This window comes from Paraplanobispora takensis, from assembly GCF_016863195.1.
Taxonomy (GTDB): Bacteria; Actinomycetota; Actinomycetes; order Streptosporangiales; family Streptosporangiaceae; genus Planobispora; species Planobispora takensis.
This window is the reverse complement of the sequence record NZ_BOOK01000024.1, coordinates 37943-61922: the sequence shown is the minus strand read 5'-3', so window position 1 is coordinate 61922 and position 23980 is coordinate 37943. Positions and strand designations below refer to the sequence as shown.

Here is a 23980-nt window from a genome sequence, read left to right as displayed (position 1 = left end):
GGCCGTACGGTCTGCCGGGCAGGTCAGTGACCCGCGGCGCTCTCCATGACCAGGCGCTCGTCGCCCGACAGCGTGTTGAGCGGCTTCTCCTTGATGAACAGCACCGCCACCAGCGCGAGCGCGGTCAGCGGCACGCCGATGAGGAACAGCTCGGCGGTGGCCGTGGCGTACACGTCCTGGATGACGCGGACCACGGGGGCCGGCAGCGCGGAGATGTCCGGGACGGACTGGCCCTCCCCGCCTCCGCCTCCGCCGCCGGCGGACGCCAGCGGGCCGAGCTTCTCGGTCATGAGCGTGGTGATCCGGTTGGCGAGCACCGCGCCCAGGGCGCTGACGCCGACCGCGCCGCCCATGCTGCGGAAGAAGGTCAGCACCGAGGTGGTGACGCCCAGGTCGTGGGCGGCCACGTCGTTCTGCGCGGCGAGGACCAGGTTCTGCATGAGCATGCCGACGCCGATGCCGAGCACCGCCATGTAGACCGACAGCAGCAGCGTGCTCGTCTGCCCGTCGATCGTGGACAGCAGGCCCATGCCGGCGAGCATGACGACGCCGCCGGCCACCAGGAAGCCCTTCCACCGGCCCCACTTGGTGATGAGCTGGCCCGCCACCGTCGAGGAGACCAGCAGGCCGAAGACCATCGGCAGGCTCATCAGGCCCGCGACGGTCGGGGACTTGCCGAGCGCCACCTGGAAGTACTGCGACAGGAACACCGTGCCGCCGAACATCGCCACACCGACCAGCACGCTGGCCACGGTGGCCAGGGTGACGGTGCGGTTGCTGAAGATGGCCAGCGGGATGATGGGCTCGGCGGCCCGCGACTCCACCCACAGGGCCAGCGCCAGGACGGCCAGGCCGCCGCCGACCAGGCCGGCGGTCCACCAGGAGGCCCACTCGAACTGGTTGCCCGCCAGCGACGACCAGACCAGCAGCGTGCAGACGCCCAGCGTGATCAGGAACGCGCCGAGATAGTCGACCTTGACCTCCTTGCGCACCACCGGCAGGTCCAGCGTGCGCTGCAGCAGCACGATGGCCAGGATCGTGAACGGCACGCCGATCAGGAAGCACCAGCGCCAGCCGAGCCAGGAGGTGTCGACCAGCACGCCGCCGATGAGCGGGCCGGCGACGGTGCCGACGCCGAAGACGGCGCCGAAGACGCCGGCGTAGCGGCCGAGCTCACGCGGCGGGATCATGGCCGCCATCACGACCATGGACAGCGCGGTCATGCCGCCGGCGCCGATGCCCTGCACGACGCGGCTGACGATGAGGATCTCCACGTTCGGGGTGAGGCCCGCGATCAGCGAGCCGACCACGAACAGCCCCAGCGAGAGCTGGATCAGGAGCTTCTTGCTGTACAGGTCGGCCATCTTGCCCCAGAGCGGCACCGTGGCCGTCATGGCCAGCAGCTCGGCGGTGACGATCCAGGTGTAGACGGTCTGCGAGCCCTGCAGGTCGGTGATGATGCGCGGCAGGGCGTTGGCCACGACGGTCGAGGCCAGGATGGACACGAACATGCCCACCATCAGTCCCGACAGCGCCTGCAGGACCTTGCGGCGGGAGGTCTGGGTGGGCGCGTCCACGAGAGCGGGCGGCTCACTGGTGCTGGTCATTCTTCCTCGGTTTCTCAGGGAGGGGAGCGGTCGAGCAGGGGTGGTCGCAGGGAGGGTGAGGGCTCACCGGGGGTCGGGCAGGCCGGCGGCCAGCCGGTCGAAGGCCTCATCCAGCAGACCGGCCAGCGGCGGGACGCCGTCCGCGGCACTCCAGCGGATCATCGCCACCCGGAAGGCGGTGGAGGCCACGGCGGTGACGAGCGCGGGATAGCCGTCGGCGGCGGGATCGACGCCGACCCGCTCGGCCACCGCGGCCGTCAGGCACCGTTCGGCCTCGGCGTTGCCGGCGATGAGCCGTGGCAGCAGCGAGGGGTTCTGCTCCAGCACCCGCAACCGCAGCAGCCACTGCTCGCGCTCTTGCTGCACGAGCTCGGCCACGGACCGCAGCACCAGGCGCAGCGCCTGCAACGCGGGCTCCGAGACGGGTACGGCGGCCAGCTTCCCGGCCAGCTCGGCCTCGTTCTCCGGACTGCGCCCGATGAGGGCGTCCTCCTTGGAGGGGAAGTAGTTGAAGAACGTGCGGGAGGAGACGTCCACAGCCCCGGCGATGTCCTCCACGGTCACCTGGGCGAGACCGCGCTCGGCGACCAGTGTCAGAGCGGCGCGTTCGAGCGCCGCCCGGGTCTCGAGCTTCTTGCGGTCCCTGCGGCCCAGCTCGTCACTGCTGTTCACGGTGGGCACAACGACGGGGGAGGGGAGAAAATTTCAGGATCTGAAAAATTTCACGATGTGAATTCCGATGGGCCCGGCCGCCGATGCCGCCGGGCGTGCTCGCCCACCAGACGCGCGACCAGATCGGGATGGGTCAGGGGGACCCAGTGCCGGGCCCGGACCCGGTGGACCTCCGCCACCGGCGCCCACCGCAGGGCGGTCTCGGCGGTCTCCGGTCTCACGTAGGCGTCCATGAGGGGCAGCACGAGCCGCACCGGCACCGGCGTGCGCCGCTCCCGCGGGTGGCGCAGCCGGGCGGGGATGTTCGCGCGGTAGAGCCCCAGGCCGGCCACCGCGTCGAGCCGGCCGGAGGGGCGGTGGCGCTCGGCCCGCGCCAGCAGCCGCCCGCCGAGCCCGGAGCGCCAGGCCAGCTCGGGCAGGACCGGCAGCCGGAAGAACCCGATGTACCACGACGACAGCGTCTGCCGCAGGGTGCGCAGCCGGCCGGCGGTCCGCACCCAGTGGCCTATGTGGTCGAGGCAGGGCCCGGAGATGGAGGTGTAGGAGGCGAAGAGCTCGGGCATGGTGCACACCGCCTCCCAGCCCTGGATGGACCCCCAGTCGTGCCCGGCCAGGTGGACCGGCTCACCGGGGCTCACCGCGTCGATCACGGCGCGCAGGTCGGCCATCAGGTGCGCGAAGCCGTACGGCTCCCGCCCGCGCGGCCGGTCCGAGGCCCCCGCGCCCCGGACGTCGTAGGTCACCACGTGGAAGCTCGCGGCCAGCCGCGCGGCGACCGGCTCCCAGACCGTGTGGTCGTCCGGATAGCCGTGCACGAGGACGAGGGTCGGGCCGGCCGGATCACCCTGCTCGTAGACGGCCAGGCCGACGCCGTCACCCTTGACCATCCGCACGGTGCGAGCCCTTCCGCCGAGCCTTATTGGATAATTAGTCAATAATGCGGCCGGGCCTCCCGCCGGTCAACGGGGCGGCCCCGTGCCATCCGGCCGGACGGGGCCGCGCCGTCCTCACCCCTCCGCCTTCTCCGCGGTTCCGGGCGCCGTCAGGTCGAGCCGGTCGAGGGGCTCGGTGGCCGGGCCCTGCAGGATCGACCCGTCCACGTCGAACCGTGAGCCGTGGCAGGGGCACTCCCAGGTGCGCTCGGCGTCGTTGAAGCCGACGACGCACCCCAGATGGGTGCAGACCGCCGAGACCGCGTGGAGCTGCCCGTTGTCGTCGCGGTAGACCGCGCAGCGCTGCCCGTCCACCTTCAGGACCGCCCCCTGACCAGGGGCCAGCTCCGTCACCTCGTCGGCCGATCCCGCACCGAACCGGTCGCCGACGAAGTGGGCGGCCACGGACGCCTGCATCTTCAGCGCGCTGCCCGCCTCCCGCAGCGGGTGCAGCCGCCGGGGGTCGTACAGCCGGTCCCAGGGGCGCTCGCGCCCGGCGATCTGCTCGGTGAGCAGCAGGCCCGACATGACGCCGTTGCTCATTCCCCAGCCGCCGAAACCGGTGGCGACGTAGGCGTGCCGGGCGCCGGCGTGCATCGGGCCGACGAAGGGCAGGCCGTCGGTGGTGTCGTTGTCCTGGGCCGCCCAGCGGTAGGCGATCTCCGTCGCGCCGAACCGCTCGGCGGTCCAGGCCGCCAGCCGGTCGAAGCGCTCGCCCACCGAGCCGGCACCGGGCTTGAAGTGCTCGCCGGTGACGATCAGCAGGCGCCGGCCCTGCCCGTACGGCGACGTGCGGACCGAGCGGGTGTTCTGCTCGGTGGTGATGAACATGCCGGCGGGGTCGCCGGCCTCCGGGATCACGGCGGCGACCACCAGCTCGCGGCGGGGCTCCATCCTGGCGAACAGCAGGGCCCGGTCGAAGACCGGATAGTGGGTCGCGACGATCACGTCCCGGGCGGTGACCGTCCTGCCGTCCGCGGTCCGCAGGCGGCACGGCTCGCCCTCGTCGAGGGCGACGACGCGGCTGCCCTCGAAGACGAGCGCGCCGCGCGAGATCATGGTCTCGGTGAGCCCGAGCAGGTACTTGCGGGGGTGGAACTGGACCTGGTCCTCGACCCTGACCGCCCCGGCGATCGGGAAGGGCAGCGTGGAGGAGGTCGTGAACGAGGCCGGAAGGCCCGCCTCCGCGGCCGCCTCCGCCTCGGCGCGGACGTCGTCCACGCCGTCCTGCGACTCGACGTAGGTGTAGGAGGGGACCCGTTCCAGGTCGCAGTCGATGCCCAGTTCCCCGGCGGTGGCGACGACGTGCTCGACGGCCTCCCGCTGGGACCGGGCGTACAGGGCGGCGGCCTCCGCGCCGGCGGACTTGGCCAGCTTCGCGTAGATCATGGTGTGCTGGGCCGAGAGCTTGGCCGTGGTGAAGCCGGTGACCCCCGCCGCCACCCGGTCGGCCTCCAGGACCGCGACCGACCGCCCCGCCTTCGTGAGCTCCCAGGCCGCGCTGAGCCCGGCGATGCCCGCGCCGACCACGGCCACGTCGACCTCTATGTCCTCGTTGAGCGCCGGATATGACCGGCCCATAGCCGATTCCATCCAGAAGGATTGCGTCATGGGCTGCCCCTTCCCGGGCGGCGCGACATCACTCCTCGATCCGCGTTCTCTCCAGCTGGTATAGACCAGCTGGGTGGCTCGGGGGTCAGCGTTGCGAAACCGATACAGGGCGGTATGGACCAGGTGGCTTCCGCCACCTAACGTTATCCGCACCGCGGAAGCCCCGGGAGGACGGCCGGTCGGAAGACCGCTGCCGGTCCACCCCCGCCGCTTCCGCTCGCCGAGGGTCCTCGGCACCCAGAACTGGTACGGACCAGTGTGGTCCGTGGATGACCAAGGTGGTAGTCACGTGAACAAGAGACTGGTCGGCGCGGTCACGCTCGGGCTGTCCGCCGCACTGGTAATGACCGCCTGCGGCTCGGAGAGCCCCGCCGGCGGCGAGAAGGCGGCCGACGGCTCGGTGACGCTGAAGCTCGTGGCCGCCGACTACGGCGACGGCCCCACCGCCGAGAACAGCGGTGAGAAGTTCTGGAAGGGCGTCGTCGACGAGTTCCAGGCGGCCAACCCCGGCATCAAGGTCGAGGTCCAGGTCATCAACTGGAACGACATCGACAAGCAGGTCGCCACCATGGTGCAGAACGGGCAGGTGCCCGACATCCTGCAGACCGGCGACTACTCCGGCTTCGTCAAGGACGGCCTGCTGTACAAGACCGACGAGGTCCTGTCCCCGGCGACCTCCTCCGACATGCTGGAGAAGTTCGCCGACTTCGGCAAGGTCGACGGCGTCGGCTACGGCATCCCGTTCGTCTCCTCGGCCCGCGCCCTGTTCTACAACAAGGACCTGTTCGACAAGGCCGGCATCACCGAGGCGCCCAAGACCTGGGACGAGCTCAAGGCCGCGGCCGAGAAGCTCAAGGCCGCCGGCGTCAGCCAGCCGTTCGGCCTGCCGCTGGGCAACGAGGAGGCCCAGGCCGAGTCGTTCCTGTGGTTCATGGGCAACGGCGGCGGCTACAAGGACACCTCCGGCAACTGGGCCGTCGACTCCGCGGCCAACGTCGAGACCTTCACCTACCTCAAGGGCCTGGTCTCGGCCGGTCTGACCACTCCCAACCCCGGCACCAAGAACCGCAAGGACGTCTGGGCGGACTTCGCCGCCGGCAAGGTCGGCATGGTCAACGGCGGCCCCATGTCGATCCCGATCTTCGAGAAGGGCGGCCTGAAGAACTTCGGCGTCGCCCCGATCGCGGGCAAGAGCGGCCCGCTCGACACCACCCTCGGCGTCGAGGACTGGATCATGGCCTTCAACAAGAACGGCCACAAGGAAGAGGTCAAGAAGTTCTTCGACTTCTTCTACGGCGGCACCGCGGCCCAGAAGATCAGCGACACCTACAAGCTGCTCCCGGTGACCAAGTCCGGCATCGAGAAGCTCTCCTCGGACGAGAAGCTCAAGCCGTTCCTGGCCGCGCTGCCCAACGCCACGTTCTACCCCTTCCAGGACCCCAAGTGGTCCGAGGTGAACACCCAGATCAAGCAGACCATCGGCGGCGCCATCGACGGTGACCCCAAGGAGGTCCTCGGGGCCATCCAGAAGGTCGCCACCGCGAACTAGCCCGGTTCGATCCCCGGTCCGATCACCGGCGAACGGATGCGGCGCGCGTCTTCTCCGGGCGCGCGCCGCATCCGGCGCCCACCGAAAGCAGGACTTATGCAGCAGACACTCACCCCGGTGCGGGTGATGCGCGCGCTGGGCCCGCTGGCCTGGATCGGCCCCGCCATCGTGCTGATCGGCGTGGTCGTCGTCTGGCCGGTCGTGGTGATGATCCAGTCGTCGTTCCTGAAGATCAGCCGGTTCGGCGTGGTCCAGGGGGCCAACGGGACCGACAACTACACCAAGCTCTTCGCCGAGCCCGACTTCGCCGGGGTCATGTTCAGGAGCCTGGTGTGGGTGGTCGCGGTGGTGAGCATCACGGTGGTGCTCTCCCTGGCGCTGGCGCAGCTGTTCAACCAGCGCTTCCCCGGCCGCCGCTTCGCCCGCTGGGCGCTGATCGCGCCGTGGGCGGCCTCGGTGCTGATGACGGCGATCATCTTCAAGTGGATGCTCGACCCCGAGGTCGGCCTGATCAACATGATCCTGCACAAGGTCGGCGTGCTGGACGCGCTCGGCGGCGCAGACGCCGACCCGCTGGGCAACGCCTCCACCGCGATGCCCTGGCTGGTGTTCGTGGCGGTGTTCGTGTCGCTGCCGTTCACCACCTACGCGCTGCTGGCCGGCCTGTCGGCGATCCCCGCCGACGTCTACGAGGCCGCCAAGATGGACGGCGCCTCGAAGCTGCGCACCTACTGGTCGATCACGCTCCCGCTGCTGCGGCCCGCCCTGACCGTGGCGGCGCTCATCAACGTGATGAACGTCTTCAACAGCTTCCCGATCATCTGGGCCATGACCCACGGCCAGCCCGGTTACTCCACCGCCACCTCGACCATCTTCATGTACATCCTCAAGGGCTCCGACATCGGCGAGTCGGCGGCCATGTCCGTGGTCAACTTCGGCATGGTCATCATCCTGACCGTCATCTTCCTGAGGGTCAGCAAGTGGCGGACGGAGGTCCGATGACCGAGCCGAGCCAGGCCGTCGGCGAGCACGGCACCCCGGTCACCGAGCACGGCACCCCGGTCACGAGGCCGGCGAAGGAGGTCTCATGACCCTCACCGAGAGCGCCCCCGCGGTCCGCCCGGCGGCCGTGCGGCCCCCCGCCCCGGCGCGGCGGCTCCCGTCGATCAAGACCGCGATCGTGGCGGCGAGCGCCTACCTGATCGCGTTCATCTTCCTGTTCCCCTATCTGGTGATGATCCTCACCGCGCTCCGCCCGCAGGAGGAGCTGCGCGAGGCGACCTTCTTCCCGGAGACGTTCGCCTGGTCCAACTTCGCGAACTTCTGGACCGGCGGGCTGGCCCAGAACCTGGGCGTCACCCTGCAGGTCGCGGCCGGATCGACGGTCCTGGTGCTGCTGGTGGCCCTGCCGGCCGCGTACTACACGGCGCGGCACGAGTTCCGGGGCCGTACGGCGTTCCTGATCCTGGTGCTGATCACCCAGATGTTCCAGCCCACCGCCATGCTGGTCGGCATCTACCGCGAGTTCTACCAGTTCGGCCTGGTCGACTCGATCTGGTCGCTGATCCTGGTCAACAGCGGCTTCAACCTCGCCTTCGCGGTGTGGATCCTGCACGCCTACTTCTCCTCGATCCCGCGGGAGCTGGAGGAGGCGGCCTTCATCGACGGCAACGGCCGCTTCGGGGCGCTGTTCCGGGTGACGCTCCCGCTGGCGATGCCCGGCGTGGTGACCGCGCTGATCTTCACCTTCATCGCGGCGTGGAACGAGTTCGTCGTGGCCCTCACCCTCACCACGACCCCGGCCAACCAGCCGCTGACCGTGGCGCTGAACTCCTTCATCGGCCAGTACCAGGTCGACTGGCAGAACCTGTTCGCGGGCTCGGTGATCGCCACCATCCCGGTCATCATCCTGTTCGCGCTCATCGAGAGGAAGGTCGTCGGCGGCCTGACCGCGGGGTCGATCAAGTGACCGGCCTCCCGGTAGGGTGCACTCCGATCTTGATCTAGCGGAGGCGGGCGGGATGCGGCGGTCGCGGTGGTTCGGGCTCCCGAGGTCCGCGGTGGCCGCGGGAGCCGTGGTGCTCCTCCTGTCCGCCGCCGTGGTGTTCCCGGCCGTGCGGGGAAGCGGATCGGTGGCCGTCTACGGCTACGAGGACGTCCCCGAGGGCGGTTACGGAGGCGCGGAGGCCGAGAGGATCGGGAAGTGCGCGCCCTGGGTCGTCTCCGGGCAGGGCTTCGGGGAGACCCGCTTCGCGGACCGGGAACGGGCCTTCCTCTGCCTGGCGACCGCGGAGCCGGGGGTGCCGCCGCTCTTCGGCGCGGTGCGGGAGAAGGAGGTCCTCGCCCACGGCAAGAGGCTCTGCGGGGTGATGCACCTGCGGACCGAGGACCCGCGCGTCAAGGCGGAGCTGGACAAGACCGGGGACGGCCCCTACTGGAGCACGGTGATGCTCGACGCGCTGGTCTACCTCTGCCCGGACCTGGTCGCCCGGCACGGCCCCGACCGGTTGCGGCCCGAGGCCGAGCTGCTGCGGGAGGAGAAGGAGCACGAGGACCGGGTCGCCGCGCGCTGCCCCGACCGGTGGCGGGGCCCGCGTCCCGGCAGCCGGGTCACCGTCGCGGCCTTCACCGGCGAGGGCGGCGAGTTCACGGTGGGCGACGTCGGCGGGGAGTGGGGGAGCGAACGGCCCGTCCTCGGCGGCCTGGTGGAGGTCTACGAGAAGGTGGTGCGGGTGCGCACCTACGATCTGAACGACTACGCCTGCGTGACGACGATGGACTTCGCCGAGGCGCCGCCGCTCCTGCCGCGGGGCTGGGAGCAGATCGTCGAGACCGGCCTGCGCAGCACCGGTGAGCGGATCGAGGTCGTCGGCTCCGAGGGCGGGACCGGGACGGCCAACCTCGGCGCGGCCGGGCCCGGGGAGTACCGGATCAGGATCTACGCCCGCGACCTCCCCGACGGCGGGCTGGAGGACCTGGAGAAGCCCGGAAGTGAATATCTGGTGGTCGCCTTCCCCGGGCGTTCGGGCGGAACCGTGGTCCACCGCCGCTGAGCTGCGGGTCGACGGCGTGTCCGAAACCTGACTGAATTCGGTCTTGCGCCGCCTATGGTTTCTGAACCGGTACAGGTCGAATGTGAAAGACGTCGCGGAGAGTGCGAAGATGCACGCCTGACCTGCTTTCAGCGACCGGTATCGGGAAAGCGGGGCAGCGCGGCGAGGGTTTCGGTCCGACCTGTCGATTCAACTGGAGGGGTGAGATTGACCACGGAGGACGCTACGGTTACCGCGGGAGACATCGCCAGGCTGGCCGGCGTCGGGCGCGCCGCGGTGAGCAACTGGCGCCGCCGGTTCGGTGACTTCCCCGCGCCGGTCGGCGGCACCGCCTCGAGCCCCCTGTTCTCCCTCTCCGAGGTCGAGACCTGGCTGCGCGCCCAGGGGAAGCTGCAGGAGCTTCCCGGCGACGAGCTGCTGTGGCAGCAGGTCCGCAACTCGGCCGACGACCTCCAGCTGCTCTCCCTCGTCAGCAGGCTGGCCGCGGCCATCGCGCACCGCAAGCTCGGAACGCTGCTCCAAGGGGAGGACGCCGAGATCGCCGGAGCCCTCCCCGAACTGGTGACGGACGAGAGCGACGTCCCGCTGATCCGCGCCACCGCGGAGCTGGCGGCGGAACGCGGGCCGCAGGAGGCGGTGGAGTTCCTCTACACGCGCTACACCCAGGCGCATTCGCGCCGGGTGCAGGTGATCTCCCCTGACATCGCCCGGCTCATGGCGGCGTTCGTCGAGCCCCGGGCCACCCAGGTCTTCGACCCCTCCTGCGGCCACGGCGGGCTCCTGATCGCCGCCGGAGGCGAGCCGGGGAAGGTCCGCACGGTGGGCCAGGAGCGCGACGCCGCCGCGGCACGCCTGGCCGGGGCCCGGCTGGCGGTGCGGGGCATCCCGGCCGACGTCCGGACCGGAGACGCCCTGACCCGCGACGCCTTCCCGCACTTGCAGGCCGACGCGGTGCTGTGCAGCCCGCCGTTCAGCGAGCGCGGCTGGGGCTACGAGGAACTGGCCAACGACCCGCGCTGGCAGTACGGCCTGCCGCCGCGCGGGGAGTCCGAGCTGGCCTGGGTCCAGCACTGCCTCGCCCACGCCAGGCCGGGCGGTCAGGTGGTCGTGCTGATGCCGCCCGCCGCGGCGAACCGGAGATCCGGCCGCCGGGTCCGCTCCCAGCTCATCCGGGCCGGCGCCCTGCGGGCGGTCGTGGCCCTGCCCTCCGGGGCGGCGCCCCAGTCGACCATGCCGCCCCACCTGTGGCTGCTGAGACGGCCGGTCGCCGGTGACCGGGCGCCCTCCCACGTGCTGATGATGGACGCCACCGGGTCGCCGGAGACCGTGATCCCGATGTGGTCCTCCTTCGAGGAGGACCCGCACCGCGAGACGGCGGGCGGCGGCCGTACCGTCCCGGTCATCGACCTGCTCGACGACGAGATCGACCTCACCCCGGCCCGCTATCTCACCCGGTCGGTCGTCAGCCCCGGCGGCGTCGGCAGGACCCGCGAGGAACTGCTGCGCGCGACCGCCGAGCTGACCCGGCTGCTGCCCTCGGCCGCCGAGTCCCCGCACGGCCCCTTCTCCATGACCTCCCTGGGGGAGCTGGCCCGCGCGGGGAGCCTGCAGATCCTGCAGACCCCGGTGCGGATGGAGACCGGGTCGGGGGAGCTGAGGCTGCTGACCGCGGCGGACGTGGTGCTGGGACAGGAGCCGACCGGCCGGGGGAAGGAGGAGCCCGGCCTGGTCATCGCCCGGCCCGGTGACATCGTCGTGCCCGTCGCGAGCCGCGTCCCGGCCGCCAGGGTGATCGACGAGGAGGTCGCGCTCGGCCCGAACCTGACCGTCGTCCGGCCCGACCCGGATTTCTTCGACCCCCACTTCGTCGCCGGCTTCCTCAAGGTCTCGGCCCGCCAGCCGTCCGCCTCGGCCTCGGGCGCCTCCCGGCTGGACGTGCGCCGCGCGCCGCTGCCCCGGCTCTCCCTGGCCGAGCAGCGGCGCTACGGCGAGGTGTTCCGGCAGCTGGAACGTTTCGAGGGCGCGCTGCGCCGGGCGAACGAGGCGGGCGAGCTGCTGGGGCGCATCGTCCTGGACGGGCTGACGAACGGTGACCTGCAGCCCGACCCCCGCCTGTGAGGGCCGTCCCCCGTCACCGCATGCCTGCGCGGAGAGGGCGTGCCCTCACTGCGCGCGTTCGAGGATGACGAGGGGGATGTCCCTGGAGGTCTTGGCCTGGTAGCCGTCATAGGTGGGGAAGACCTCGGCCATCACCGGCCAGAGCGCCCGCTTCTCCTCGGCGGTGGCGGTGCGGGCCCTGGCGGCGAACTTCTCCGGGCCGACCTGGACCTCGACGGCGGGGTCGGCGGTCAGGTTGAGATACCAGGCCGGGTGGCCGGGTGACCCTCCGTTGGAGGCGACGAGCAGGTGGCGGTCGCCGTCGCGGCCGTAGATGAGGGCGGTACGGCGCAGCTTGCCCGACCGGCGTCCCCGGGTGGTCAGCAGCAGGGTCGGCACTCCGTGGTAGAGGTGCCCCTTCGCGCCGTCCGACTCGACGTAGGTGCGCACGTGCGCCGCCACCCAGCCCGTGGGGCTGTCGAGGATCTCTTCCGTACGCCCGTCCATGGGCACCTCCCCGTTGCAATCGATCTTCCAACTGTAGAGGGCGCGCGGCCGTACGGCGCACCCCGGCGGACGGCCGCCCGCACGGGGCCCGCGGCGGCGCGGCCGGTCACCCGGGTCTGCGCGCCCGTACGGCCAGCACGAGCGGCGTCGGCCCGCGGCCCTCGGCGAACCGCTCCAGGATCAGGCCCGCCTCAAGGAAGGAGTGCATCAGCTCCGGCAGGGGCCGGTGCACGGCGCCGACCCTGGCCCGCACCCCCCGGTCCGTCCAGGAGTCCGACGCCCACCGGCCTCCAGCCCAGCGCGCGGACCCCGGCGGCGTGGAAGCCGGTGCCGCAGCCGATCTCCAGGCACGGGCCGCCGCCCGCACCGAGGAGGTCGCGCAGGACCGGACCGACGCCGAGGGGATCGCCGCCGGTCTCCTCATGGGCCCGCCACCCGCCGAGGAAGTCGTTCTCGTACCAGTCGGCGATCTCGTCGTAGGCCGCGGCCGGTGTCATCGGTCTCCTCCTTCGCGTGCGGGCCGGCCCGGGTCCGCCCGGGCCGGAAGGAGCATTCCGACCCTACGGCCGCTTACGGGAGATCCACGGCCTCCCGGCGTTCGCCCGCCGCTGAAGCCGCCGGAGCCACTCCCGCCGGAGTCGCCACCGCCACCGCCGGCGCCGGCGCCGGCGTCGAAGTCGTCGCCGAGGCCGCAGCCGGAACCGGCTCCGGACGCTCCAGCGCCGCGCGCAGCGCGCCCAGGAACTCGCCCGCCTCGCGGCCGTTGACGAACCTGTGGTCGTAGCACAGGCCGAGGGAGACGACCTTCCTGGTGGTGAAGCCGTCGGCCGTCTCGACGACCTCCGGGCGCGGGGCGGTGAGGGAGAGCGCGCAGACCTGGCCGGGGAAGACGATCGGGACGGCCATGGTGACGGCCTCCTCGGTGTGCAGGGTGAGCATGATGGACCCGCCCCGCAGGTCCTCCTCCCGCAGGCTCCCCTCCATCGCGGCCCGGCGCAGCCGCATCAGGTCGCGGGCGATCTCCGCCAGCGGACGCCCGCCCGCGTCCCGGACCACCGGCACGACCATCCCCCGGCCGACGTCCATGGTCACGCCCACGTCGGCGGTGACCGCGGGCCGGGCCCGGCGCTCGTCGACCGGGGCGGCGAAGAACAGCGGGAAGCGCCCGAGCAGCTCACCGGTCGCCTTGACCAGCACCTCGGGGACGCCGATGAGCGCGCGCAGCCGTTTGGTCTCCCGGCGGGCGAAGGCGAGCGTCTCGGTCACGTCGACCCGCATCACGGTGAACGCGGCCGGGATCTCCCGGTGCGAGCGGATCACCACCTCGGCGACCCGCCGCTGCCCCCGCGACAGCTCGATGAGCCCCTCGGCCCCGGACTCCGGGGCGGAATCGGTGGATTCCGTTACCGGGGCGGGCAGGAGGGACTCCAGCTCGGCGCGGCGGATCACCGTACGGCCGAGCGCTCTGACCTGCTCCATGGAGATGCCGTGCTCGTCCATGAAGCGCCGCGCGGGGGCCGTGACGACCGGGTCCTGCCCATCGGGGCCCTCGCCGTCCCGTTCCCCGCCGCCTTCCGCGTGGTCGGCACCCACCTGGCCGTCCGGCGCGTTCCCGGATCCCTCCCGGCCTTCCTGCGGGGCGGCGGCCAGGCCGTCTCCGCCGAGGCGGGCGATGACCTGGCCGGGCTCGCATTCGGCGCCGGCGGGCAGGAGGTGCCGCAGGACGCCGTCCTGCTCGGCGGTGAGCTCCTCGGCCGCCTTGGAGGTCTCCAGCACCGCGACGGGGTCTCCGGCCCGGACGGCCTGGCCGTCCGCGGCGGCCCACTCCACCAGCAGGTAGGCGGAGTCGTTGTTGTTGAGCTTGGGCACCCGGATCTCGGTCAAGAGAGGGCCTCCATGATCGCATGCCTGATGTGGCCGGGCTGGACGAGGACCTCGCGCTCCAGGTGCGGGGCCGCGGGGATGACGCTGGGTGCCGAGGCGACCAGGGTGATCGGCCGCCGCAGCGTGGACCACAGGCGGGGGTGGAGCACCCGGGCGACCTCCGCCCCCCAGCCCCCGCCCTCCGAGCCGTCCTCCACCACGCACACGTGCCCGGCGCGCTCCAGGCCGGGAAGGTCGGGCAGGGGGTACAGCTGCGAGGGGACGAGCAGTTCGCAGACCACGTCCTCCTCCAGGAGCAGGTCCCGCATGGCGGCCAGGGCCCGGTGGGCCATCCCGCCGTGGACGACCAGCGTGCAGTCGGGCTCGGCGGCGCCCTCCAGGAAGACCCGGGCGACCCCGCCGGTCACCTCGTAGCGGAACAGCTCGTCCACCACGCCGTCCTCGTACATCCTGCGCGTGTAGAGGACCTTGTCCTCGAACAGCAGGCAGGGCCGCCCGAGGGCGAGCATGGTCTCCAGCAGCCGGCCGGCGTCGTGGAAGGGGGACAGCTCGAACACGTGCAGGCCGGGGACGCCGAGGAAGTGCTTCTGCGGGCTCTGGCTGTGGGTCGGGCCGTAGCCGCGGTTGCCGCCGGAGGGGCAGCGTACGACCAGCGGGATCGGCACGGGCCTGCCGTACATCGAGGTGGAGGCGGCGGCGAAGTTCACCAGCTGGTCGAAGGCCAGGGTGGCGAAGTCGGCGAACATGATCTCGACGATCGCCTTACGCCCGGCCAGGGCCAGCCCGGCGCCGACCCCCACGACGGCGCCCTCGCTCAGCGGGGTGGAGCGCACGCGGTCGCCGAACCTGCCGGACAGGCCCCGGGTGACCTTGAAGGCCCCGCCGTACGGGTCGGTGATGTCCTCGCCGAGGAGGTGCACGCCCGGGTCTGCCGCCAGCAGATCGTGCAGGGCGCGGTTGAGGTGCTCGGAGACGCGGGTCACGGCCGCTCCCAAACCGACGGGGGCCGGGCGGAGACGTCGGCGGCGGCGCGCTCGACCAGCTCGCGCATCTCCCGGTCGAGGCGGCCGAAGGCCTCCGGGAACAGTCCCGCGTAGCGGGTGTACCAGTCGTGGTCGGCGGCCAGGGCGATCTCCTCGGGGGTTCTGGTGTCGTCGCCCTTGCTGTGCGGGCCGATCCGGTGGGTGGCGAACTCCACGACCAGCGGGACCGACGCGCTGCGCACCTCGGCGACGAGGAGGGCCAGCTCGGCGCGGATCTCGTCGATCTCGGTCGAGGCCGTGCGGTGGTGGGGGATGCCGAAGGCGGCGGCGCGGCCGGCCACGGTCCCGGCCATCTGCGCCGTCGTCGGGGTGGACTGGGCGATCCCGTTGTGCTCGACGACGACCAGCAGCGGCACCTCCCACAGCCGCGCCATGTTGAGCGCCTCGTAGACCGACCCCTCGCCCCAGGTGCCGTCGCCGATGTAGACGCACGTCAGGGCGCCGGTGTCCTTGAGCGTGAGCGCCGTGCCGACCGCGACCGGCAGGCTCTCACCCTGCACCCCGGTGGACAGGAAACGGCGGTGGTAGACGTGCTGGCTGCCGCCCACCCCCGAGCACAGCGCGCCCTCGCGGCCCATGATCTCCGCGAGCAGGCCGTGCGGGTCGGTGTGGCGGGCCAGGAAGTGCCCGTGGCCGCGGTGGTTGCTGAAGACGAAGTCGTCGCCTTCCAGCAGCGGTTTCAGGGCGACGGGAATGTACTCCTGGCCCAGGCAGGTGTGGGTGGTGCCGCTCAGCTGCCCCGCCTCGAACAGGCGCAGCAGCGTCAGCTCGAAGTGCCGGATGAGGAGGAGGAGCCGGAGGTCCTCCTCCGCCGGCGGCGGTGCGCTCCGCGGGCTCGCGAAGGGGGGAAAGGTGTCGATCACGTGTGCGCTCCTGGCATGGCGACCGCGGGCACGCCCGGTCGCCCCGGTACGGGGATCGGGGTGGGAGCGCTCCCAGCGGAGCGTAGGAGGAGTGGAGGGGGCTGTCAATCGATTCAGCGCAATCGTGAAACCCGGTAAATGCGGCAAATCGCCCGTAGCTGCGTAAACAAGTTAACTACTCCTTTACTCGGATTGTTCGGATCCGAAAACATGCGAGAAACCTTGACTCATTTGACGGAGCATCCTTAGCCTCCTCCGTGGGAACGCTCCCACAGATTCGTACTCCTGTGCGAGAACCTGCCACGCCCGGAGGATCTCGCTCATCCCTTCCAGGACTTCGGTCACCCGTGACCGATCTCCTGATCCGCCGACCACCAGGTCTCCCGATCCGCGGACCGTCATGTCCGCTGGCGGGCGGGCCGCCGGGTCTGCTGATCGACCACCTGGGTCATCCACCGCACGGAACGGCCGCCTCCCCCTCGGGACCGGGCCCGCCCGCCCGTGCGGACCTCCGGGACCGTCCACGAGGACGGTCCCGTCCTCCGCCGTCCCGGAACGCACGTGGTTCCCTCATCGCCCGTACGGAGGCGCCGTGACGCACACCGGCCTGTCGCCGGCCAAGAAGGCACTGCTCGCCCGGCGTCTGGGCGGCCAGGCCGTCGCGGAGACCGTCCCTCCGCGCCCGCCCGGCACGCCGCCGCCGCTGTCCCCGGCGCAGGAGCGGCTGTGGTTCCTGGAGCAGTACGCCCCGGGGACGGCCGCCTACACCGTCGCGTTCGCCGTCCGGCTGGAGGGGGAGATCGACCCCGAGGCCCTGGACCGCGCCCTGCACGAGGTGGCGGCCCGGCACGAGAGCCTGCGCATGCGGCTGGTCACCACGGCCGACGGCCGCCCCGAGGTCGTCGTCGACGAGGCCCCCTCGGTGGAGCTGCGGGTCACCGACGACCCCGCCGCGCTCGACGAGGAGCCGGCCCGGTCCTTCGACCTGGAGCGCGGCCCGCTGCTGCGGGCCCTGCTGGTCCGCCTGGCCCCCGGCGTCCACATCCTGCTGCTCACCATGCACCACGCCGTCACCGACGGCTGGTCCTGCGACATCGTCATGGAGGAGCTGCTCACCCTGCACGCCGCCCACCGCGAGGGGCGGCAGGCCGACCTCGCCCCGGTGCGGCTGGGCTACGGGGACTACGCGCACTGGCTGCGCGGGCGCGCCGAGGACGGCGCCCACGACGCCGACGTCCGCTACTGGAAGGAACGGCTGGAGGGGCTGGCGACGCTGGAGCTGCCCACCGACCTGCCGCGCCCGGCCGAGCAGCGCTGGGACGGCGCCACCTGCGGGATCGCTCTGGACCCCGAGCTCAGCGAGGCCGTGGCCGCGGTGGGCCGCGCCTGCGGCGCCACGCCGTACATGACGCTGCTGGCGGCCTTCGAGGTGCTGCTCGGGCGCTACGCGGGACAGCACGACTTCGCGGTGGGCAGTCCCGTCTCCGGACGCGACCTGCCCGAGCTGGAGCGGGTGGTCGGGGTCTTCGTGAACTCGCTGCCGATGCGCGCCGACCTGTCGGGCGACCCGACCTTCACCGAGCTGCTGGCCAGGGTCAGGGAGACGGCCCTGGACGCCTACGCCCACCAGGGGCTCCCCTTCGACCGGCTGGTCGGGGAGCTGGCCGTGGAGCGGGACGTCAGCCGCTCGCCGGTGTTCCAGGTCATGTTCGCGCTGCAGAACTACCGGTCCAAGCCGCTGGACACCCCCGGTCTGACCATGACGCCCTTCCCGGTGGAGATGGGGACCAGCCGGTTCGACCTGGCCCTGTACCTGTTCGAGACGCCCGAGGGGCTGCGCGGCAACCTCACCTACAGCACCGCCCTGTTCCGCCCGGACACGATCGAGCGGATGGCGGCCTGCCTGGAGACCCTGCTGCGGTCGATCGCGGCCGACCCCGGAGCGCGCGTCTCCGAACTGGAGCTGCTCCCGGCCGGGGAGCGCAGCCGGGTGCTGGCGTTCGGCTCCTGCGACCCGGCCCCGTCCTTCGAGGCCGGGCTGGTCCACGAGGTGATCTCCGCCCAGGCCGGGCGGACCCCGGACGCGGTCGCGGTGACGGCCGGCGGGCGGTCGCTGACCTACGCGGAGCTGGAACGGCGCGCCGGGCTGCTGGCCCGCCGGCTGCGGCGGCGGGGGGTGCGCACGGGGGACCGGGTCGCGATCTGCCTGGAGCAGTCGGCCGAGCTGGCCGTCGCCGTCCTGGGCGTGCTCAAGGCCGGGGCCGCCTATCTGCCGCTGGACCCCGACCACCCGCGCGACCGGCTGGCGTTCGTGCTGTCCGACGCCGGGGCGGTCGCCGTCGTGGCCGATCCCGGGCTGCGCGACCGGATCCCGGACGACGCGGTGATCGTGCCGCTCGGCGGGCCGGAGGAGGACGGGCCCGAGGACGCCGACGGGCCCGCGGACGGAGAGCTCCCGGACGGAGAGCCGGTCGGCGGCGGGGTCACCCCCGACGACCTGGCCTACGTCATCTACACCTCGGGCACCACCGGGCGGCCCAAGGGCGTGGCCGTACAGCACCGGCAGGTCATGGTCTACCTGGCGGGCGTGCGCGAGCGGCTGGAGATCGAGCCCGGCGGCGTCTACGGGCTCCTGCAGTCGCTGGCCTTCGACTTCGGCGTGACCGTCTTCTACCTGTGCCTGATGACGGGCGGCACGCTCCACCTCATCCCCTCCCGTACGGCGGGCCGCGAGCTGGCCGCCTACCTGCGCGAGCACGGCGTCGGCCACCTCAAGCTCACCCCGTCCCACCTGGCCGCGCTGCTGACCGACGCGCCCGCCGCCGAGCTCCTGCCGGACAAGCTGCTGATCCTCGGCGGCGAGGCGGCGCCCCAGGGCTGGGCCGCCGAGCTGGCCGCGGCCGGCCGGTGCCGGGTGGTCAACCACTACGGCCCGACCGAGGCCACGGTCGGCGTCACCACGTACGCGGTCCCGCCGGCGCCGCGCCCGGCGGCTCCGGGCGCCGCGGGTCAGGCGGGTGCGGGTACGGCCTTGCCGATCGGCAGGCCGCTGCCCGGCGCCCGCGTCCACGTGCTCGACGACGCGCTGCGCCCGGTGCCCGTCGGCGTCCCCGGTGAGATCTACCTCGGCGGCGACCGCCTGGCCCGCGGCTATCTGGGCCGTCCCGGGCTCACCGCCGACCGCTTCCTGCCCGACCCCGAGGGCGCGCCGGGGGCCAGGATGTACCGGACCGGCGACCTCGGCCGCTGGCTGCCGGGCGGCGACCTGGAGTTCCTCGGCCGCCGCGACCTGCAGGTGAAGATCCGCGGATACCGGGTGGAGCCGGGCGAGATAGAGACCGTGCTGGCCGAGCACCCCGGCGTGGCCCACGCGGTGGTGGAACCGCGGGGCGAGCGCCTGATCGCCTATCTCGTCGGCCACGACCGGCCGCAGACCGGCGAGCTGCGGGCGTGGCTGGCCGAGCGGCTCCCGGATTACATGATCCCGGCCCGCTACGTCTGGCTGGACGAGCTGCCGCTGAAGTCGCACGGCAAGGTCGACCGCTCGAAGCTGCCCGAGCCGGACGCCGGGGACGACGGTCAGGAGGCGGCCGAGTACGTGCCCCCGGCCGCCGGGACCGAGGAGATCGTCGCCCGGATCTGGGCCGAGGTCCTGGAGGTCGACCGGGTCGGCGCGCTGGACGACTTCTTCGACCGGGGCGGGCACTCGCTGCTGGCCATGCGGGTGATCGCCCGGCTGCGCCGGGAGATCCCCGAGCGGACGGTGACGGTGCTGGAGCTGTTCAAGCACCGCACGGTCAGAGACCTGGCCCGGCTGCTCGAAGGCGGCGACGACGGGCCCCGCGGGCTGCTGCACCGGCTCACCCCGGCCCGGACGACGACCTCCAGCCTGGTCTGCGTCCCCTACGGCGGCGGCAGCGCGGTCATCTACCAGCCGCTGGCCGAGGCGCTGCCCGAGGACTGGGCGCTGTACTCGGTGGCGGTCCCCGGCCACGAGCTGGGGGAGGAGTCCCGGCCGCTGGAGGAGGTCGCGCAGGGCTGCGCGGAGGAGATCCTCGCCGGCGTCGAGGGGCCGCTGGTCCTGTACGGGCACTGCGGGCTCGGCGTGATGCTGGTGACGGAGGTCGCCCGCAGGCTGGAGGCGGCCGGCCGCGAGATCGACGCGATCTACCTGGGCGGCATCTTCCCCTTCGCCCGTCCCGGGCGCGGCCTGGGCCGGATCGGCCACCTGATGGACCGGCTGACCAGCGACCAGGGGCGGATCAACGCCCTGGCCGCCGGCGGCCTCGACCTGGAGGACTTCGACCGCGACCAGCTCAAGCTGCTCATCCGCAACCGCCGGGAGGGCACGCGCGAGGCCGAGCGGTACTTCACCCGGCTGTTCGAGGAACGGACCGAACGGCTGCGCGCCCCGATCGTCGCGGTGGCGGGGGAGCGCGACCCGGCGATGGAGTTCTACCAGGAGCGCTATCTCGAGTGGCTGCGGCTGTCCGACACCGTGGCCTGCGTCGTCCTGGACGAGGCCGGGCACTTCTTCCTGAAGTACCGCGCCCGGGAGCTGGCCGCCATCGTGACCGGCACCCACGGGGCCGTCGCCGCGGGCCGTACCGCCGAGCTGGAGCGCACGCAGGACTCCACCTGGTGGCTGCAGGGCTCCGTCGGCCCGCGAACGCAGCCGGACGGGCCGCACACACAGCCGGACGGGCCGCCCGCACGGCCGGACGGGCCGCCCGCACGGCCGGACGGGCCGCCCGCACGACCGGACGGCCCGCGGCTCCAGGTGGTCGACGGGGCCGGCCGTCCGGCCGGGGCGGCGACCGCGGGAGCGCCGGAGCCCAGCATGCGGCGCTTCCTGCTGGTCGCCGCCGGGCAGCTGGTCTCGATCACCGGATCGGCGCTGACGGAGTTCGCGATCCCGATCTGGATCTATCTCACCACCGGCTCGCTGGCGCGCTTCGCGCTGTTCGCGGTGCTCGGGCTGGTGCCCGGCATGCTGGTGGCGCCGCTGGCCGGGGCGATCGTGGACCGCTACGACCGGCGCAAGGTGATGCTCTGCGGCGACGTCGCGGCGGGCGGCTCGCAGTTGATACTGGGCCTGCTGCTGTGGACCGGCAATCTGCAGATCTGGCACATCTATCCGCTGCTGGTGTGCCTGTCGATCGCCCTGACCTTCCAGCGCTTCGCCTACGGCTCGGCCATCCCGCAGCTGGTCCCCAAACGGTTCCTGGGCCACGCCAACGGCGTGGTGCAGATGGTCACCGGCACCGCCCAGCTCGTCGTGCCGCTGATCGCCACCGGGCTGATGGCCTCGATCGGGCTGGAGGGCATCCTGATCATCGACGTGGTGAGCTACGTGCTCGCCACGCTGATCCTGCTGACGGTCAAGTTCCCCGCCGCCATGCCGTGGCGGCGCCGCGAGGGCGTGGTGGCCGAGATGCTCGGCGGCATCCGCCACTCCTGGGGCAACCGCGGCTTCCGCGGGATGCTCGTGTTCTTCGCGGTGCTCAACGTCTTCCTCTCGCCGCTCTTCCTGATGATCTCCCCGCTGGTGCTGTCGTTCGCCACCCTCGACGACGTCGGCCGGGTCTCGTTCGCGGGCGGGCTCGGGGTCTTCCTCGGCGGGCTGGCGATGACCGTCTGGGGCGGGCCGCGCCGGCGCAGGCTCTGGGGCGTCCTGCTGTCCACGCTGGCCCTGGCCGTCTTCTGCCTGGCCATGGGGCTGCGGCAGGACCTGGTCCTGATCTCCGTGGGCGCGTTCGGGATGTCGTTCTGCCTGACCGTGCTCAACGGCGTCTACGCCACGATCATCCAGGTCAAGGTGCCGCAGCGCTTCCACGGCCGGGTGATCGCGCTCAACACCCTGGTGGCCTGGTCCACGCTGCCGATCGGTTTCGGCCTGGTCGCGCCGTACGGCTCGCAGGTGTTCGAGCCGCTGCTGGCGCCGGACGGCCCGCTCGCCGGCACCGTCGGAGCGGTGATCGGGGTCGGGGAGGGACGCGGCATCGCCTTCATGTACCTCTGCTTCGGCCTGGCCATCGCGGCCGTCGCGCTGGTCGCCATGCGGGTGCGGACGCTGGCGCGCTTCGACGAGGAGGTGCCCGACGCCGTCCCCGACGACCTGGTCGGGTTCGAGGTCCTGCAGGACCGCCTCCGCACGGCGCAGGCCGGAGAGGGCACCGCGCAGACCGCCGGCGGCACCGCGGCGGACACCGCACAGAACACCACGGAGAAGGAGGAGGTCCGGGCATGAGTTTCCTGGTGGTGCTCAACGAGGAGGAGCAGTACTCACTCTGGCCGGCGGGCCGGGAGCTGCCCGCGGGCTGGCGGGCCGAGGGCTTCGAGGGCGAGCGGGAGGACTGCCTCGCCCACATCGAGCAGGTCTGGACGGACATGCGCCCGCTCAGCGTGCGGCAGGCCCGCCGATGAGCGGCCCGCTGGCGGACAGGATCGCCGAACTGGTCCACGCCGCCTCCGACGGACGGCTGCCCGCGCAGGAGGTGCTGCGCTCGCAGGGCTCCCTGTCCGCGCTCGGCCTCACCTCACTGGGGCTGCTGCGGCTGATCGACGCGATCGAGGACGAGTTCGGCGTCGTGCTCGACCTCGGCTCCGGCGCCCACATCGACAGCTTCCCGCTGCTGGTCGGCCGCGTGGCGGAAAGCGTCCCGTGACCCCGCGCACGGTTCCCCAGATGCTGGCCCTGCGCGCCGAGCAGGAGCCCGGCGGGGTCGCGATCGTCGTCGAGGGCGAGGGGACGCTGACGTTCGGCGAGTGGGAGCGGCGCTCCCACGCCGTCGCGCACGGGCTCCTCGACCGCGGCGTGCGGCCCGGCGACCGGATCGGCCTGCTGTTCGGCGGCCGGGACTGGGCCGACTTCGCCGTCTCCTACTGCGCGGTCCAGCTGGCCGGGGCGGTCGCGGTGCCGCTGTCGGACCGGCTCGCCCCCGCAGAGGTGCGGCACATGCTCGATCACTGCGAGGCCTCGGCCGTCCTGTGCGGCCGGGACCTGGAGGCGCCGGACGGCGGGCGCTGGACGGCCGCCCCGGCCGAGCTGGAGGGCGGCACGGCCGGCCCGCCCGGCGTGCCCGTCGGGCCGCAGGACCTGGCCCAGATCCTCTACACCTCCGGCACGACCGGGCTGCCCAAGGGCGTGGGCGCCACCCACGCGAACCTCACCTTCGGGTGCGAGACGCGCCCGAAGCGCCGCAGGTTCGGGCACTCGCGGCACCTGCTGCACGCCTTCCCGATCGGGACCAACGCCGGGCAGACGATGCTGATGAACGCGCTGGACGCCCGCCCGGCCATGCTGACCCCGGCCCGGTTCACCCCGGCCCGGTTCACCCGGCTGATCGAGTCGTACGAGGTCGGCACCGTGTTCGTCGTGCCGGCCATGGCCATCGAACTGCTCAACGCCGGGCTGCACGAGCGGCACGACCTGTCGAGCGTCGTGCTGCTGGGCTCGGCGGCCTCGGCCCTTCCCCCCGCGGTGTCCGTACGGCTCGCCGCCGCCTTCCCCAACGCGACGGTGACGAACTACTACACCTCGACCGAGGCCGCCCCCGCCCAGACCATCATGATCTTCGATCCCGCCCGGCCTGACGCGCTCGGCCGCCCCGCGTTCGGCGGCGCGCTGCGGATCACCGGCCCGGACGGCGGGACGCTGCCGCCGGGGGAGGCCGGGGAGGTCTGGATGCGCTCGCCCGCCGTGTCGCGCTCCTACTACCGCGACGAACAGGCGAGCGCCGAGTCCTTCCGCGGCGGCTGGGTGCGCATGGGCGACATGGGCTACCTGGACGCCGAGGGCTACCTCCACCTCGTCGACCGGGAGAGCGACGTGGTGAAGTCGGGCGCGTTCAAGGTCTCCACCCTGCAGGTGGAGGCCGCGCTGTACGAGCATCCGCAGGTGGCGGAGGCCGCGGTGGTGGGCGTCCCGCACCCGGTGCTGGGCACCGTGCTCGCCGCCGCCGTCGTACCCCGCTCGGCCGGGATGTCCGAGACGGGCCTGCGGGCCTTCCTGATGGAGCGCCTGGCCGGGCACGAGCTTCCCGACCGGGTGCTCGTCGTCGACGCCCTGCCCCGCAACCAGTCAGGAAAAGTCATCAAAAGGGAGTTGCGGGGGCTCTTCGGCGCCGCCGTGACGGGTCAGACGGAAGGCACGTGAGATG

The 23980-nt window shown here is 72.5% G+C and carries 18 protein-coding genes; 9 read left to right on the top strand and 9 right to left on the bottom strand.

Going from position 1 to position 23980, the window contains the following annotated elements; translation table 11 throughout:
- Window positions 1–23 precede the first annotated feature (23 nt).
- The 4 genes from Pta02_RS17025 to Pta02_RS17010 form a co-directional block, all read right to left on the bottom strand.
- Window positions 24–1607, bottom strand: coding sequence for an MDR family MFS transporter (locus Pta02_RS17025; protein ID WP_203875816.1), 1584 nt, complete (start codon window positions 1605–1607; stop codon window positions 24–26).
- 63 nt (window positions 1608–1670) lie between these two features.
- On the bottom strand, window positions 1671–2279 hold the full coding sequence (locus Pta02_RS17020) for an acyl-CoA-like ligand-binding transcription factor (RefSeq protein ID WP_203875815.1): 609 nt from the start codon (window positions 2277–2279) through the stop codon (window positions 1671–1673).
- A 50-nt stretch (window positions 2280–2329) separates the two neighbouring features.
- The gene (locus Pta02_RS17015; RefSeq protein ID WP_203875937.1) at window positions 2330–3166 is read right to left on the bottom strand and encodes an alpha/beta fold hydrolase; all 837 of its coding nucleotides are present in this window, start codon (window positions 3164–3166) and stop codon (window positions 2330–2332) included.
- A gap of 120 nt (window positions 3167–3286) precedes the next feature.
- A complete protein-coding gene (locus Pta02_RS17010; RefSeq protein WP_239130767.1) occupies window positions 3287–4792 on the bottom strand; it encodes an FAD-dependent oxidoreductase in 1506 nt (501 codons plus the stop codon).
- A 319-nt stretch (window positions 4793–5111) separates the two neighbouring features.
- On the opposite strand from Pta02_RS17010, the gene Pta02_RS17005 reads away from it, so the two are divergent.
- The 5 genes from Pta02_RS17005 (at window position 5112) to Pta02_RS16985 (ending at window position 11542) form a co-directional block, all read left to right on the top strand.
- Window positions 5112–6371: an extracellular solute-binding protein gene (locus tag Pta02_RS17005; protein WP_239130764.1), complete on the top strand. Its 1260-nt coding sequence runs from the start codon at window positions 5112–5114 to the stop codon at window positions 6369–6371.
- A 96-nt stretch (window positions 6372–6467) separates the two neighbouring features.
- Entirely contained in the window at window positions 6468–7373 is a 906-nt protein-coding gene (locus Pta02_RS17000; protein ID WP_239130763.1) for a carbohydrate ABC transporter permease, read from the top strand.
- 85 nt (window positions 7374–7458) lie between these two features.
- Window positions 7459–8340 carry a carbohydrate ABC transporter permease gene (locus Pta02_RS16995; protein WP_203875813.1) on the top strand — a complete coding sequence of 294 codons (882 nt, stop codon included), beginning with the start codon at window positions 7459–7461 and terminating at the stop codon, window positions 8338–8340.
- Between the two features lie 52 nt (window positions 8341–8392).
- Window positions 8393–9424, top strand: coding sequence for a hypothetical protein (locus tag Pta02_RS16990; protein ID WP_203875812.1), 1032 nt, complete (start codon window positions 8393–8395; stop codon window positions 9422–9424).
- Window positions 9425–9625: 201 nt separating this feature from the next.
- Window positions 9626–11542, top strand: coding sequence for an N-6 DNA methylase (locus Pta02_RS16985; RefSeq protein WP_239130761.1), 1917 nt, complete (start codon window positions 9626–9628; stop codon window positions 11540–11542).
- A gap of 45 nt (window positions 11543–11587) precedes the next feature.
- Here the strand turns inward: Pta02_RS16985 and Pta02_RS16980 are convergent, their stop codons facing one another.
- The 5 genes from Pta02_RS16980 to Pta02_RS16960 all read right to left on the bottom strand — a co-directional run bounded on the left by Pta02_RS16980 (window position 11588) and on the right by Pta02_RS16960 (window position 15818).
- Window positions 11588–12028 carry a nitroreductase family deazaflavin-dependent oxidoreductase gene (locus tag Pta02_RS16980; RefSeq protein ID WP_203875810.1) on the bottom strand — a complete coding sequence of 147 codons (441 nt, stop codon included), beginning with the start codon at window positions 12026–12028 and terminating at the stop codon, window positions 11588–11590.
- A gap of 191 nt (window positions 12029–12219) precedes the next feature.
- Window positions 12220–12525 carry a class I SAM-dependent methyltransferase gene (locus tag Pta02_RS16975; protein ID WP_203875809.1) on the bottom strand — a complete coding sequence of 102 codons (306 nt, stop codon included), beginning with the start codon at window positions 12523–12525 and terminating at the stop codon, window positions 12220–12222.
- 73 nt (window positions 12526–12598) lie between these two features.
- On the bottom strand, window positions 12599–13912 hold the full coding sequence (locus Pta02_RS16970; RefSeq protein WP_203875808.1) for a 2-oxo acid dehydrogenase subunit E2: 1314 nt from the start codon (window positions 13910–13912) through the stop codon (window positions 12599–12601).
- Entirely contained in the window at window positions 13909–14895 is a 987-nt protein-coding gene (locus Pta02_RS16965) for an alpha-ketoacid dehydrogenase subunit beta (RefSeq protein ID WP_203875807.1), read from the bottom strand. The genes Pta02_RS16970 and Pta02_RS16965 overlap by 4 nt, the downstream gene beginning before the upstream one ends.
- Entirely contained in the window at window positions 14892–15818 is a 927-nt protein-coding gene (locus tag Pta02_RS16960; protein WP_203875806.1) for a thiamine pyrophosphate-dependent dehydrogenase E1 component subunit alpha, read from the bottom strand. Before Pta02_RS16960 ends, Pta02_RS16965 begins: the two co-directional genes overlap by 4 nt.
- Window positions 15819–16410: 592 nt before the next feature.
- On the opposite strand from Pta02_RS16960, the gene Pta02_RS16955 reads away from it, so the two are divergent.
- From Pta02_RS16955 to Pta02_RS16940, 4 genes are read left to right on the top strand one after another with little or no spacing between them, the layout of a single operon-like run.
- Window positions 16411–22068: a non-ribosomal peptide synthetase/MFS transporter gene (locus Pta02_RS16955; protein ID WP_203875805.1), complete on the top strand. Its 5658-nt coding sequence runs from the start codon at window positions 16411–16413 to the stop codon at window positions 22066–22068.
- The gene (locus tag Pta02_RS16950; RefSeq protein ID WP_203875804.1) at window positions 22065–22244 is read left to right on the top strand and encodes an MbtH family protein; all 180 of its coding nucleotides are present in this window, start codon (window positions 22065–22067) and stop codon (window positions 22242–22244) included. The genes Pta02_RS16955 and Pta02_RS16950 overlap by 4 nt, the downstream gene beginning before the upstream one ends.
- A complete protein-coding gene (locus Pta02_RS16945) occupies window positions 22241–22486 on the top strand; it encodes an acyl carrier protein (RefSeq protein ID WP_203875803.1) in 246 nt (81 codons plus the stop codon). Before Pta02_RS16950 ends, Pta02_RS16945 begins: the two co-directional genes overlap by 4 nt.
- Window positions 22483–23976, top strand: coding sequence for a class I adenylate-forming enzyme family protein (locus Pta02_RS16940; protein ID WP_239130750.1), 1494 nt, complete (start codon window positions 22483–22485; stop codon window positions 23974–23976). The genes Pta02_RS16945 and Pta02_RS16940 overlap by 4 nt, the downstream gene beginning before the upstream one ends.
- The last annotated feature ends 4 nt before the right edge of the window (window positions 23977–23980 follow it).